The 13,713-nt window shown below is 69.9% G+C and carries 8 protein-coding genes and 2 pseudogenes; 9 read left to right on the forward strand and 1 reads right to left on the reverse strand.

Annotated features, from left to right (window positions below):
* The first annotated feature begins 15 nt into the window (after window positions 1-15).
* The 4 genes and pseudogenes from ACN28I_RS05680 to ACN28I_RS05695 all read left to right on the forward strand — a co-directional run bounded on the left by ACN28I_RS05680 (window position 16) and on the right by ACN28I_RS05695 (window position 5,780).
* The gene (locus ACN28I_RS05680) at window positions 16-2,622 is read left to right on the forward strand and encodes an ATP-binding protein (RefSeq protein ID WP_420941106.1); all 2,607 of its coding nucleotides are present in this window, start codon (window positions 16-18) and stop codon (window positions 2,620-2,622) included.
* Window positions 2,623-2,899: 277 nt separating this feature from the next.
* A pseudogene (locus tag ACN28I_RS05685) lies at window positions 2,900-4,534 on the forward strand (M13 family metallopeptidase); the annotation flags it as partial.
* Between the two features lie 4 nt (window positions 4,535-4,538).
* On the forward strand, window positions 4,539-4,850 hold the full coding sequence (locus ACN28I_RS05690; protein WP_420941107.1) for a M13-type metalloendopeptidase: 312 nt from the start codon (window positions 4,539-4,541) through the stop codon (window positions 4,848-4,850).
* Window positions 4,851-4,892: 42 nt separating this feature from the next.
* Window positions 4,893-5,780: an EamA family transporter gene (locus ACN28I_RS05695; protein WP_420941108.1), complete on the forward strand. Its 888-nt coding sequence runs from the start codon at window positions 4,893-4,895 to the stop codon at window positions 5,778-5,780.
* Between the two features lie 4 nt (window positions 5,781-5,784).
* On the opposite strand, the gene ACN28I_RS05700 is transcribed toward ACN28I_RS05695, so the two are convergent.
* Window positions 5,785-7,008 (reverse strand): epoxide hydrolase family protein, encoded by a 1,224-nt coding sequence (locus tag ACN28I_RS05700; protein ID WP_420941109.1) that lies wholly within the window; start codon window positions 7,006-7,008, stop codon window positions 5,785-5,787.
* A 226-nt stretch (window positions 7,009-7,234) separates the two neighbouring features.
* On the opposite strand from ACN28I_RS05700, the pseudogene ACN28I_RS05705 reads away from it, so the two are divergent.
* From ACN28I_RS05705 to ACN28I_RS05725, 5 genes and pseudogenes are all read left to right on the forward strand, one after another.
* Window positions 7,235-7,915 (forward strand): annotated as a pseudogene (locus ACN28I_RS05705) (CHASE2 domain-containing protein); the annotation flags it as partial.
* 194 nt (window positions 7,916-8,109) lie between these two features.
* On the forward strand, window positions 8,110-9,453 hold the full coding sequence (locus ACN28I_RS05710; RefSeq protein ID WP_420941110.1) for an adenylate/guanylate cyclase domain-containing protein: 1,344 nt from the start codon (window positions 8,110-8,112) through the stop codon (window positions 9,451-9,453).
* 164 nt (window positions 9,454-9,617) lie between these two features.
* Entirely contained in the window at window positions 9,618-10,736 is a 1,119-nt protein-coding gene (locus ACN28I_RS05715) for a Kelch repeat-containing protein (RefSeq protein ID WP_420941111.1), read from the forward strand.
* Window positions 10,737-11,180: 444 nt separating this feature from the next.
* Window positions 11,181-12,995 carry a hypothetical protein gene (locus tag ACN28I_RS05720; protein ID WP_420941112.1) on the forward strand — a complete coding sequence of 605 codons (1,815 nt, stop codon included), beginning with the start codon at window positions 11,181-11,183 and terminating at the stop codon, window positions 12,993-12,995.
* Window positions 12,996-13,003: 8 nt separating this feature from the next.
* On the forward strand, window positions 13,004-13,711 hold the full coding sequence (locus ACN28I_RS05725) for a DUF5689 domain-containing protein (protein ID WP_420941113.1): 708 nt from the start codon (window positions 13,004-13,006) through the stop codon (window positions 13,709-13,711).
* Window positions 13,712-13,713: the final 2 nt, after the last annotated feature.

The following is a 13,713-nucleotide window of genomic DNA, read 5'->3' on the forward strand; positions in this document are numbered from 1 at the left end:
GGCCCTCCATTGCCCATGGAGCGCACCACCTCCCGCCTGTCGGAGCTGGCCGAGCTGGGAGCGCTCGCGCTTCGCCGGCAGGTCAATGATCTGTTCGCCCTGCTCGAGCTGCCTTCCGTCTGGCAGGGCAGGGAACCGGAGGAGCTTGCCCGGATCACGCTCGACGTCCTCGTCTCCCGGCTGCGTCTGGACGCCGCGCTCCTGAAGATCCACGGACCGGAGGGGGCGCTCGACTGCTGCTTTCCCCCGGACCTGGACCGCGAGGCGCTCCTGGCCGCGGGCGGCGGGGCGAAGCCGGACTCACCCGGAGCCTTCGAGCTGCCTCGGCCGAACACCGTTGGCCGCACCCGGATCCGGGTGGCCGTGGCCGAGCCCCTGGGGGAGCCCGGGACGATCATCGTCGGCTCCTGGCGGGAGAACTTCCCCACGCCTCACGAGCGGCACCTGCTCCAGCTCATCGCCAACCAGACCGCTCTCGCGCTGCAGTCGAGCCGGGAGGCGCGGGCCCGGCAGGGGCTCGCCGAGGAGCGGGGCCGGCTCCAGCGCGTGAACTCCGTGCTGTCCATGCTCCACGCCGTCTCGGATGGGCTCTCGCGGACGCACACCGTGTCCCAGGTGGCGGAGGTGCTCCTCTCCTGGGGGTTGAACGCCATGGGCGCCCACGCGGGGAGCATGTACCTGGCCGACGAGACCGGGAGCGGGCTGCGGTTGATCCGCTCCGTGGGGTATTCCGAGGTACTGCTGCGCGACTACCAGCTCATTCCCATGGAGGCCGATCTGCCGCTCGCGGAGGCGGTTCGCACGAAGCGGGGCCTCTTCGGCAATGGCTATCGTGGCCGTCCTCTCAGCTACGCCACCGTGCCCCTGCTGGTGGATGACCGGTGTCTGGGAGCGCTCGGCTTCAACTTCCCCGAGCCTCGGCCCTTCGAGGACGACGAGCGCGCGTTCATCCAGGCCCTGGCCCATCAAGCGGCCCAGGCGTGTGATCGCGCCCGGTTGCTCGAGGCCGAGCGGCGGGCCCGGCTCATGGCGGAAGCACGGCAGCAGCGGGCGGATTTCCTGTCGGAAGCGAGCGCGCTCCTCGGCTCCTCGTTGGATCTGGAGGCGGCCCTCACCTGGGTGGCCCGGCTCCTGATTCCCCGGTTCGCCGACTGGGTCGTCATCCGGGTGGTGGAGCGCACCCCGTCCGGTACCGACGAGACGAAGACGCTGGCCCTCCACCGGGAGCAGGAGAAGGCCGGGCTCGCGCGGGAGCTGGGCCTCTCGCTGCTCTCGACGTGGAGCGAGCCGCGCTCCTGCATCACGAACAACTCGGTCCTGGCGCCGATCGCGGCGCGCGGCCGGGTCCTCGGTGCCATCGTCCTGGGCACCGAGGAGGTGGGCCGCTACGACACCGAGGCCCTGGAGCTCATCGAGGAGCTGGGGCTGCGCGCGGGCGTGGCGCTCGACAACGCTCGCCTCTATCAGGAGGCGCGCGAAGCGGACCGCCGCAAGGACGAGTTCCTCGCGATGCTCGGCCATGAGCTGCGCAATCCGCTCTCGCCCATGGTCACGGCCCTTCAGCTCATGCGGATGAAGGACGGCGCCGCCCTCGAGCGCGAGCGGACGATCATCGAGCGGCAGGTGGAGCACCTCACCCGGCTCGTCGATGATCTGCTCGACGTCTCGCGCATCACGCGCGGGAAGGTCCAGCTCAAGCGGGGGCGCATCGATCTCGCGGCCGTGCTGATGAAGGCCGCCGAGATGGCGGGCCCCCTGTTGGAGCAGCGCTCGCACTACCTGGAGATGCCCGCGCCGGCCGGACCGCTCTTCGTGGATGGGGACCCGGCCCGGCTCGCCCAGGTGCTGGCGAATCTCCTCAACAACGCGGCGAAGTACACGGATCCCGGAGGGCGCATCGTCGTCAGCGCGGTGGGGGAGGGGGAGCAGGCCGTGGTGCGGGTCCGGGACAACGGCGCGGGCATCGCGCCCAACATCCTGCCGAGAATCTTCGACATGTTCGTCCAGGAGGGCCGGTCGATCGACCGCTCCCAGGGAGGACTCGGCCTGGGCCTGGCCATCGTCCGCAGTCTGGTCGAGCTGCACGGTGGCAGTGTCTCGGTGCACAGCGAGGGCCTGGGGCGTGGGAGCGAATTCGTGGTCCGCCTGCCGCTCGTTGCGCAGCACGTCAACGCCGGGGGCGAGGTGCGGAGCCCACCGCCCGAGGCACCCACCCCCCGGGGAGACCCCCGCTGCGTGCGGCTGCTCCTGGTGGACGACAACCGCGACTCCGTCGAGCTGCTCACCGAATTCCTGGACGCGAAGGGGTACGTCACGCGGATGGCCCTGGATGGCCCCACCGGGCTGGCGGCGGCCAGCGTGTTCCAGCCCCACATCGCGCTGTTGGACGTGGGCCTTCCGGTGATGGATGGCTACGAGCTCGCGTCGAGGCTGCGCCAGGAGCCCTCCCTGAAGGGCATCAAGCTGGTGGCCATCACGGGTTACGGGCAGGAATCCGACCGGCACCGCGCGCATGAGGCGGGGTTCGACCTGCACCTGGTCAAGCCCATCGAGCCCGGCCAACTGCTCCGCATCCTCCGCGAGCTGACCGAGGCGCCGGAGGAGACGCTGCCCCACCCCTGAATTCGTACGTGCCCGGGATTAAGTGGCGGGCTTCGCTGTTGGGGCGCGGACTTTTTCAGGGGTCCCCATGACATCTCAGAACCGACGTATCCCGGGTGCCGCGCGCGTGGTGCTCACGGCCAGTGCCTCCGCGTTGCTCGCCGCGTGCGCCACCTCCGCGCCCATGGACAAGGCGGCCACGCCCGCGCAGGTGCAGCCGGCTCCCGCGGCGCCTCCCGCGGCCCAGGCGCCTTCCGCCCGGCCCACCTATGGCACCTTCGGCGTCGACACCGCCGGCATGGACAAGTCCGTGGCGCCCGGTGACAACTTCTACCGCTTCGTCAACGGCACCTGGCTCGACAAGACGGAGATTCCCGCGGACCGCTCCAGCTACGGCATGTTCACCCGGCTGGCCGAAGAGGCGAGCCGCCGCACCCGCGCGCTCATCGAGGAGGCCGCGAGCGCCAACGCGCCCGAGGGCAGCGAGGTCCGCAAGCTGGGGGACCTCTTCGCCAGCTACATGGATGAAGCGGCCATCGAGGCCAAGGGGCTGGCACCGCTGAAGCCCGAGCTCGACCGCATCGCCGCCATCAACACCCGGAAGGATCTGGCCGCGGCCCTCGGGGACACGCTGCGCGCCGACGTCGACGCCCTCAACACGGGGGATGTCACCACCAGCCGGCTCTTCGGCTTCTGGGTGACCGAGGACCTGAACGAGCCGTCCCGCTACGCCGCCTATCTGCTCCAGGGCGGCCTGGGCCTGCCGGATCGCGACTACTACCTCGTGGACAACCCCCGGTTCACGGAGGTGCGCCAGAAGTACCAGCAGCACATCGCCGCCATGCTCGGCCTCGCGGGCATTCCCGATGCCGAGGCCAAGGCAAAGCGCATCCTCGAGCTCGAGCGCAACATCGCGCGGGTGCACTGGGCCCAGGTGGACACCCGGGACGTCAGCAAGGTCAACAACCCCTGGCCCCGGAGCGAGCTCGCCAAGCGCGCGCCCGGCCTCGACTGGGAGGCCTACCTCGGGGCCGCGGGCCTCGGGCAGCAGCGGGACTTCATCATCTGGCAGCCGAGCGCGCTGACGGGCATCGCGAAGCTCGTGGGCAGTGAGCCGGTGCAGACCTGGAAGGACTACCTGACGTTCCACGCCATCGCGCGTGGCGCGCCCTTCCTCCCCAAGGCCTTCGTGGACGAGAGCTTCGCGTTCCATGGCCGCGTGCTCTCCGGCGCGCAGCAACTGAGCGAGCGCTGGAAGCGCGGTGTCGCCGTCACGGGCGAGGCGATGGGAGAGGCCATCGGCAAGCTGTACGTGGAGAAGTACTTCCCGCCCGAGGCCAAGGCCGAGGCGGACAAGATGGTGCGCAACATCGTCACGGCGTTCGGCCAGCGCATCGACGCGCTGGCGTGGATGTCCCCGGAGACGAAGGCGCGTGCGAAGGAGAAGCTGGGCACGCTCCAGGTGGGCATCGGCCACCCGGCGAAGTGGCGGGACTACTCGGGGCTGGAGATCGTGCGGGGGGACGCCTACGGCAACGCCCAGCGCGCCTCGCGCTTCGAGTACCGGCGCAACCTGGCCAAGCTGGGCAAGCCGGTGGACCGCTCCGAGTGGTTCATGCCTCCGCAGCTCGTGAACGCGCTGAACTCCCCGCAGCAGAACTCCATCATCTTCCCCGCGGCCATCCTGCAGCCGCCCTTCTTCGATGCGAGCGCCGATCCGGCGGTGAACTACGGCGGCATCGGCTCCGTCATCGGGCATGAGATCGTTCACAGCTTCGACGACGTGGGGGCGCAGTTCGACGCGCGCGGCAAGCTGGCCAACTGGTGGACGAAGGAGGACGCGGCGAAGTTCAAGGCCGTGGGCCAGGCGCTCGCCGCGCAGTACAGCGCCTACCGTCCGCTGCCGGATCTCGCGGTGAATGGCGAGCTGACCCTGGGTGAGAACATCGCCGATATCGCCGGGGTGGCGGTGGCGCTCGACGGCTACCGGCTGTCACTGGGCGGCAAGCCGGCCCCGGAGCCTCGAGGGCTTCTCCGGCGAGCAGCGCTTCTTCCTCGGCTTCGGGCAGGTCTGGCGCAACAAGTACCGGGAGCCGTACCTGCGCCGCGTCCTGATGACGGACGGGCACTCGCCGGGTGAGTACCGCGCGTCGACGGTGCGCAACATCGATGCCTGGTACCAGGCCTTCGGTGCCACGCCCGGCCAGACGCTCTTCCTCACGCCCGAGCAGCGCGTGCGCATCTGGTAGAGCAGGAGCGCATTGGCTCAGGGGAAGGGGTAGGGTGCGCGCATGAGTGAAGCACCCCCGGTCCGTCCGCCGCGGACCCTGCCCCCCATCCCCGCGGTGATCCTCGCCGTCGTGAGCGTGCAGGGAGGCGCCGCCTTCGCGAAGGAACTGTTCCCGGCGCTCGGCTCGGCGGGCACGGCCGGCATGCGCATCGGGTTGTCCGCGCTCCTGCTGTTCGCGGTGTTCCGGCCGCCACTCACGCGGCTCACCCGCGCGCAGTGGGCCGTCATCATCCCGTACGGGGTGGTGCTCGGCACGATGAACCTGAGCTTCTACAAGGCGCTCGAGCGCATCCCGCTGGGGCTGGCCGTCACGCTGGAGTTCGTGGGGCCCTTGTCCGTCGCGGTGTTCGGGTCACGGCGCGCCTTGGACTTCCTGTGGGTGGTGCTCGCGGCGGCCGGCATCGCCCTCATCGCGCCGTGGCACGGGGGGGCTGGCGCGGTCGATCTGGTGGGCGTGCTGCTGGCGCTCCTCGCGGGGGGATGCTGGGGGGCCTACATCCTGATCGGCGGGCGCGTGTCCAGGGTGCTCCCCGGAGGGCAGAGCGTCGCGACGGGAATGCTGTTCGCCGCCCTGACGGTCCTGCCCTTCTCGTTCGCCGAGGGCCTCGCGTCCCGCCTGACGCCTCCGCTGTTCGCGGCGTCCCTGGCCGTCGCGCTCCTCTCCAGCGCGGTGCCGTACACCCTGGAGATGATGGCGCTGCGCGTGCTCTCCAGCCGCACCTTCGGCATCCTGATGAGTCTGGAGCCCGCGGTCGCGGCCCTCGCGGGCCTCGTGTTCCTGCACGAGCAACTCACCGTGACGCAGTGGCTCGCGCTGGGATTCGTGAGCGCCGCGTCCGCGGGGGCCGCTCTCACCGCGCGCCGCGTGCCTCCGCCGGTGGAAGCCTGAGCGGCTATCGCCGGGCCTGGCGAAGCTCCCGGAAGAACGCGCGCACGTCCTCGAGGAGCAGCTCGGGTGCATCGACGGCGGCGAAGTGGCTCCCCCGGGCCATCTCCGTGTAGCGGCGCAGATCGTACCGGGCCTCCAGCCAGCGCCGGGGAGCCATCGGAAGCTCCTTGGGGAACACCGCCACCGCCGTGGGCACCCGCACCGGACTGCTCTGGTCCAGGCGCCCCATGCCATGGGTCTCGTAATACAGGTTGGCCGCGCTCGCGGCGCTGTTCGTCACCCAATAGAACATCAGGTTCGTCAGCAGCCAGTCCTTGGAACGGACGTCGCTCCAGGTCTGGAACTTCTCGACGATCCACGCCGCGAGCCCCGCCGGCGAGTCGCTGTGCGCGATGGCCAGGGACATGGGCTTGGTGCTCTGCACCTGGAAGTAGCCCGACTCGGTCGCCATGAGCGCCGCCACCTTCTGGCCATAGGCACGCGCCAGCTCGCTCTGCTCTTCTCCGGGCGGCGGCCCCGCGAAGGCCATATTGAGGTGGATTCCCACCAGGTGCTCGGGATGATTCACCCCGAGCATCGTCGAGACGATGCCTCCCCAGTCTCCTCCTTGTGCGCCATAGCGGACGTAACCGAGGTGCTCGGCCATGAGCCGGTCGAACGCCGCGGCGACGCGCGTGGCACTCCACCCCGGCTCGCGAGGTTTGCCGCTGAAGCCGTAGCCGGGCAGGGCGGGGATGACCACGTCGAACGCATCCGCCGCGTCTCCTCCGTGCGCGGCGGGATCCGTCAGCGGGCCGATGAGGTGGTGGAAGTCGTGGATGGAGCCGGGCCAGCCGTGCGTCAGCAGCAGGGGCAGGGGAGACGGCCCCTTGCCCCGGACATGCCAGAAGTGGACGTCGATGCCGTCCACCTCGCACAGGAATTGAGGGTAGCGGTTGAGCTCGGCCTCGTGCCGGCGCCAGTCGTACTGGTGACGCCAGTACGCGCACAGCTCGCGCACATACGAGACATCGGCGCCGCGTTCCCACGGAGCCCCGGGCAGCGGCTCGGGAAAGCGGGTGGCGTCGAGCCGGTGGTGCAGATCCGTGAGGACGGCCTGGGACACATCGATGCGGAAGGGGCGCGGAGACATGGAGGATTCACCGTGCCACACGGGCTCCGCGCGGAGAGATGCTAAAAAAGCATCGCCGTCCGCGCCCAGCATCGGCGGGTGACCCGCGATACGCATGGACGAGTCCGCCCCCCTGGCCTCCCGGACGCGCTCCTCCGTCTCCTGGACGCTCGCCCCCGCGCGGCTCGGCCAGTCGGGAACGGGCGCCGTGGTGATGGGCTGGTTCTGAAGCGGCCCCTCCGCCCCGCGACGTGACATAGAGTCCGCCGGAGCGAGGGAGCCGTGAATGGCGAGTGACACCTGGAGGATTCTGCAGCTCCGCCTGCGCAACCACCTGCCGCGGATGCTGGGCGTGGCGGTGCTGTCCACGGCCGTGGCGGCGGGATGCTGGCTCGCCGGCTGGCTGGGGTTGCCCGCCCTGGAGCGCGCCTTCTACGACCGCGCGCTCACCACCTTCACGCGGAGCCAGGGCCAGTCACCCGGCATCGCCGTCGTGGCCATCGATCAGTCGAGTCTCGATGGTGTGCGTGACAATCCCGCGTACGCGCGCGACTTCGGCGCCTATCCGTGGAGCCTCGGCCTGTGGTCCCGGGTCATGGAGGAGCTGGCGCACCAGGGAGCCAAGGCCGTGCTGTTCGACGGGGTGATGGACGAGCCCTCCACCGACGCGAGCGTGGAGACCGGCTTCGCCCAGGTGCTGCGGGACACGGGCCTGCCGGTGTACCTGGGCGTGGCCACCCATCCGAGAGCCGCGCCCCTCCCGAAGGTGCAGCCCGTCCATCCGCCCCCCGCACTGGACTTCGCGGAGGGAGCGGAGCCAACGGCCACGGCCCGGGTGCTGGCCTTCCCGGTGCGGACGGACGGACGCGCGCTGACGCTCCTCGAGTCCGAGCTCCTGCCGGGAGTACGCCAGCCCAACCATCTGGTTCCTCCCGTCGCGCCGCTGCTGGCGGAGGCGGATGGCTTCGGGCTGGTGGAGGCCGAGCCGGATCCGGATGGAATCCTGCGGCGCACCCGCTTCGCGTACACGGATGGCGCCAACGCCTATGTCACGCTGCCGGTGGCGGCGGCGGCGGACTTCTTCGGGGCAGGGGAGCTCGTGTTCTCCGGCCGGACGATGCGGCTGGGCTCGCGCGAGCTGAAGGTGAACCCGGACGGCAGCGCGGAGGCCTCGACTTCGGCGGCCCGCTGCACGAGCGCTTCCCGATCATCCCCGTCGTGGCGCTGCTGGATGCCTGGTCTCTGCGCCAGGAGGGCAAACCGCCGGGGCTCGATCCGGACCTGTTCCGCGGCCGGATCGTGGTCATCGGCCCCACGGCGTTGGGGCTGGGGGAGACCCGGGCCACGCCGTTCGGGGCCTCGGCGCCGGGGCTGAGCAAGCAGCTCGCGGTGCTGGAGAACCTCCTCTCCGGCCGCTTCATCACCGAGGCTCCATTCTGGGTGAGCCTGCTGTTCGGGCTCGCGCTGGCGGTGCTGTCCGCGGTGCTCCTGATGACGGTGCGCTCGCCGGCGCTGGAGCTGGCGTGGCTGCTGTTGGTCATCGTCCCCGTCGTCTTCGGGGTGATGGGCGTCTCGCTGGCACTGGGGCGGGTGCTCCTGCTCGCGGCGCTGCCCGTGGCGGCGGGCCTGCTGTCCTGCCTGGGCGCCATGGCCTCCAACCACCTCTTCGCCAACCGTGAGGCCGCCTTCATCCGGCAGGCCTTCAGCCGCTACATGGAGCCCCGGCTCATCGAGCAGATGATCGAGGAGAACCGGCTCCCCCGGCTGGATGGCGAGGAGCGGGAGCTCACCGCCTTCTTCAGCGACATCCGCGGCTTCTCCTCCTTCTCCGAGACCTTCCAGCACAACCCCCGCGAGCTGGTCCGCGTGCTCAACCAGTACCTGACGCGGGTGAGCTCGGCGCTGCTCAAGGAGGGCGGCTGCCTGGACAAGTACATCGGCGACGCGGTGGTGTGCCTCTTCGGGGCGCCCGTCGACCACTCGGATCACGCGGTGCGCGCCTGCCGGGGCGCCCTGGCGGCGCAGGCGGAGGTGGCCCGGCTGCGCGAGGAGTTCCGCGCCAAGGGCATGCCGGACGTGTACACGCGCATCGGCCTCAACAGCGCCCGGCTCTTCGTGGGCAACTTCGGCAGCGAGCAGCTCTTCGACTACACGGCCATGGGCGACGGCATGAACCTGGCCTCGCGGCTGGAGGGCGCCAACAAGTCCTATGGCTCGCTGATCATGATCGGCCCGCGCACCTATGAGCTGGCGCGCGACCACATCGAGGTGCGGGAGCTGGACCGGGTGAGGGTGGCGGGCAAGGCGGAGGCGGTGACGGTGTACGAGCTGCTGGCGCTCAAGGGCGAGCTTCCGGCCAAGAAGCGCTGGACGGTCCAGCGCTACCACGAGGCGCTCGCGCTCTACCGGGAGCAGCGCTTCGCCGAGGCGGCCGGGGTGTTGAAGGCTCAGCTCTCCGAGGATCCGGAGGACGGCCCCACGGCCGCGCTGCTCGCGCGCTGCCAGAAGTACCAGCAGCACCCGCCCGCGCACTTCGACGGGGTGGCGGACCTGGAGAAGTGAGGAAGTGCCTCGTGCGGCAGGGCAGGGGATTTTCTCATTCAATCAGAGTCCGCAATTACCGTTGGGGATTCAAACATACATTCCAATTCAAGGCGTAGACCTGTATTTCATGGATTTACATCAAAAGGCACCGGCTGCCTTTTCATCCATGAGGGGATGCGTTCATGAACCGGGTCATGCGTTGGACGGGACTGCTGTGCGGAATGCTCACCGCGGCGGGGTGTGGGGGAGCGGATCCGTTCGCCGCGATGACGGAGGGGACGCTGCTGGCCGCCCGGTCCGAGGCGCTCGCCACGACGGCCTCGCCCTGGACGATGACCTCGGCCCTCGCGAGTTCGCACAGCCACCAGCAGGCGGCGCTGCTCGACTCCGGGCTGGTGCTGACCATGGGCGGCTATTCCGGCGAGGGGTACCTCTCCGGCCGCGCCCAGCTCTACAACCCCTATTCGAACACGTGGCAGTCCACGGGTAGCCTCTCGTCGCCGCGCTACTACTTCGCCACCGTCAAGCTCGACTCGGGCAAGGTGCTCGTCTCCGGAGGGTGGGAGTTCTGGTACATGCTCAGTGGCGCGGAGGTGTACGACCCGGCCACCGGCACCTGGAGCTACGCCGGCTCTCTGCGCCAGCGGCGCAACAGCCACCGCGCCACGCTGCTGCAGTCGGGCAAGGTGCTGGTGACGGGCGGCCAGGTCGAGTTCCGCAACGGCCCCGACGTCCGCTTCGAGGACGCCACCACCGCGGAGCTGTACGACCCGGAGACGAACACGTGGAGCCCGGCCGGAAACGTGGGCCATGGCACCCGCGACTCCGTTCCGGTGTTGCTCTACTCGGGCGAGGTGATGCTCATCACCGGCAACGTGGTGGACATCTACGATCCGGCCACCAACACGTGGCGTCCGGAGGCGCCCATGCCGGCGGCCTACCGCAATGGCTTCACCGCCACGCGGCTGTACTCGGGCGACGTGCTGGTCGTGGGCGGCTCCTCGTCCGGCACCGCCACGTTCCTCTACGATCCCTACAACAAGCAGTGGCGCTCCGGCCCCCCGACGCACCGCGCCCACTCCCACCACACGGCGACCCTGCTGTACTCGGGCGAGGTGCTCATCGCGGGCGGCTCGGATGGCAGCACCGAGCGCTATGATCCCTCCACCAACACGTGGACCCTGCTGCCCAACATCCCCGCGGGCTACACGCGCGGCACGAGCCTCCTGCTGCACTCGGGCCAGGTGCTGGTGACGGGCGGCGAGGAGTCGAACTCCGCCGCGGCCCTCTTCACCCCCTGAGCCTCGCCTTCGTCTCCTGTCTCCTCGCTCGTCCACCAGGCGGGCTTCGCGATGCGGTGGGTTCGCTCTCACAACCGCCGCGTTCCGCCCTCCTCCTGGATGAAACGCAGTGAAACCGAGGAGCACACAAATGAAGATCAAGACGAACGTCCGTGGTGGTGCCCTGCCGCTGTATCCCACCAGCTTGGGGGGGAGCTGCCGCGACTACCTGGCGTAACCGGGCAGGAAGCAGCCGCGGCCGGATCGAATCGCCAGTGGGCGGAGCATCGCCTGCTGGCGATTCTGTTTTTCGTGGGCGCCGGGGCCGGGCTCCCCGAGGGACTTCCCGGAGTGCCGCGCATCACAAGGCCGCGCTCCGTGCTCAGTCCCAAGAGGAAAACCCCACCCGCATGGAGCAGCCCCGACGCACCTGACCATTCCGGGCGTGCTCCCAGGAGCCCTCGCATGAATCAGGAAGCCGTGCCGGTCGATCCCCATGAGACGTTGTTCCTGCCCATGAGGCGCCGCTTCACGCGCGAGTATGTGACAAGCCCCGACGGCACCCGGGAGCTGCACATCTTCTTCGGCGTCAAGGAGATCACCATCGACGAGCCGGATCTGCTCTCCTTCGGTGAGACGCTGCTCCGGCAGGATCAGTTCATGGCGGGCAGCGCCACCACGTGGAGCGAGGGGGAGCCGTACCCCTGGGAGCGCGTGAGGGAGTTGCTCGAGGCCCTGCTGGCCGAGGACATCCTCTCGCGCGAGGCGCCGAGCCCGTCGCCCGGCGGGATTCCGTACCGGAGGGTGTTGGAGGCCGAGGCCCGGCGCGAAGCCCCCACCGAGCCCCTGTGGTGGAACCCGGACTGTTCCCGGGTCATGGAGCGCCTGGTGGGGCGGCCCGTGGAGCCAGGCTTCCTCGAGACGGCGCTCCCGGTGCATCGCGTGGCGCACCCGGCGCTCGACGCCGAGGGCCGCCAGATCGGGGAGATGAACGTCTTCCCCCAGGCCATGCGCATGAAGCTCCCGACGGAGTGGCGGGTGTGTCCCTATCCGGGCAGCCGCTACCGGGACGAGGCGCCGATGAACATGACGGCGCTCCGGTCGATGACGCGGCACTGGAAGCCCACGTTGCGCGGGGCACTCGCGGTCCGCGAGGAGTTCCTGCGCCGCCATTCCGTGCCCTCGGATGGGAGCTGGCGGATGGGGGATCTCCACGCCCTGTCCTGTGCCGCGCTGGCCCTGCCGACCCTGTTGCTGCTGCGTGCGGAGGCGCCCGTCCCCAACGGTGCGTTGGATCCCGTGCTGTCCTCCCTGTTCCGCGTGACGGACGGCGTGCGGATGATGTCGTCCTATCTGCTCCTGCTCCTGGAGAGTCCGACGACGTACGACACGCCCATCACGGCGCCCGAGCTGTACCGCCTCACCGAGCAGAGCAATCTCTTCCTCTCCAGCCGCGGCGTCTGCGCCGGTCCCCCGCACATGGTGGAGGAGTTCCTCGCGACGTTGATGGAGGGCAAGCCCCTGGCGGGCCCGCCCGTCCCCAGGGCGGAGTGGGAGGCGGAGATCCCCGCGGCGATGGATTACGGGTTGCTCGGGCTCCAGCTCTACTCCGTCCAGTCCAACCTGTGGGGCGCCATGTGCGGCGCCTATGAGGCCCTCCACGCGGCGCTGCGCGAGGTGGAGGAGGAGCCGGGGAGCGCCCTGGGCCGGATGCGCGCGCATGTCGAGCGCGATTGGGAGCAGGTCCTGACCTCGGGATTGCACCAGGCCTCCAAGCGCGCCTGGGCCGAGGCCCGCTATCGCGAAATCTTCGAGCACGCCCAGCGCGGCGTGCGGGGCTTCCGCGAGGACTCGCTGATTCCCATGCGGGACGCGTTCACCCCCGCGAGGGACGCGGTGGACGGGGAGGCTCGCACGCGGCTCCGGGAGTTGATCCGCTCGCGTGCGGGCGAGGCCGCGGGGAACCGGGGCGGCGTCCTCGATACCGTGGCGGACACGGTCTCGGAGTTCCTGGCGATCGAGCGCTCGGCGCTTCGCGTCATGGACGGGGTCCAGCGCCAGATCAACACGTTGCTCCAGCGGCCCCAGCCGGCGCGGAAGCTCTCCGGCGAGGATCTCTCGCTCAATCACCGCTTGCGCATCGGCACCATCCGCATGCGGCCCTACCTGCTGGATGTGCTCCGGGAGGAGCTGGACATCACCGTCGACAATACGGAGGACGCCACCCGATTCCTGGAGCAGTGCGATTGCAGTTGCCCTGCCCGGGCCCACGAGGAATAAAAAGGCGCATGACCCTTCCTTCCTCGTTCCGTGGACGTTCCTCCCGCTCCGCTTCCTGGCTGTCCTCCCTGCTGCTCGGTGTCACGCTCGCCACCTGGGGAGCGGGCTGTGACAGCGAGGAGGATCCGCTCCCCGCTGTCCCCCCCATCTCCCAGGCGCGGGCGGAAGCCTCGGGCAGCACGGTGACCGTCGAGGGCGCCGTCTCGGTGGCGCCTGGAACCTTCGTCTCGGCCCTGGAAGACGAGGGCTTCGCCATCCAGGACAACTCCGGCGGCATCTACGTGAAGATCACCCAGAAGCTGGACTTTGGCCTGGGCACCCGGGTGCGCGTCACGGGCACGCTGGGCGAGCAGAACAAGCTGCGCATCCTCAAGGCCGAGCCCGCCAACGTGCAGACGCTCCAGGGCACGACGCCGGTGGTGCCCGTCAACGTGACCACGGCCGAGGTCAACGAGTCCAGGGAGGGCCAGTTGGTGCGGGTGTCGGGCAACGTCACCCAGACCTTCGAGGATGACTCGCCCTACGGCTACAAGCTCTACATCGACGATGGCTCGGGCGAGGTGCAGGTCTTCGTCCACGTGTCCGCGGGCTTCGACAAGGCGGCGCTGCAGGCGCTGACCGCGGGCCAGCGCATCACCGTGGTGGGCCTGACCGCGCAGTACGAGTCCACCTACGAGGTGGCGCCGCGGCAGCCCTCGGACCTGACGGTGAACTGAGC

Source organism: Archangium gephyra (assembly GCF_049060025.1).
GTDB classification, from domain to species: Bacteria; Myxococcota; Myxococcia; order Myxococcales; family Myxococcaceae; genus Archangium; species Archangium gephyra_A.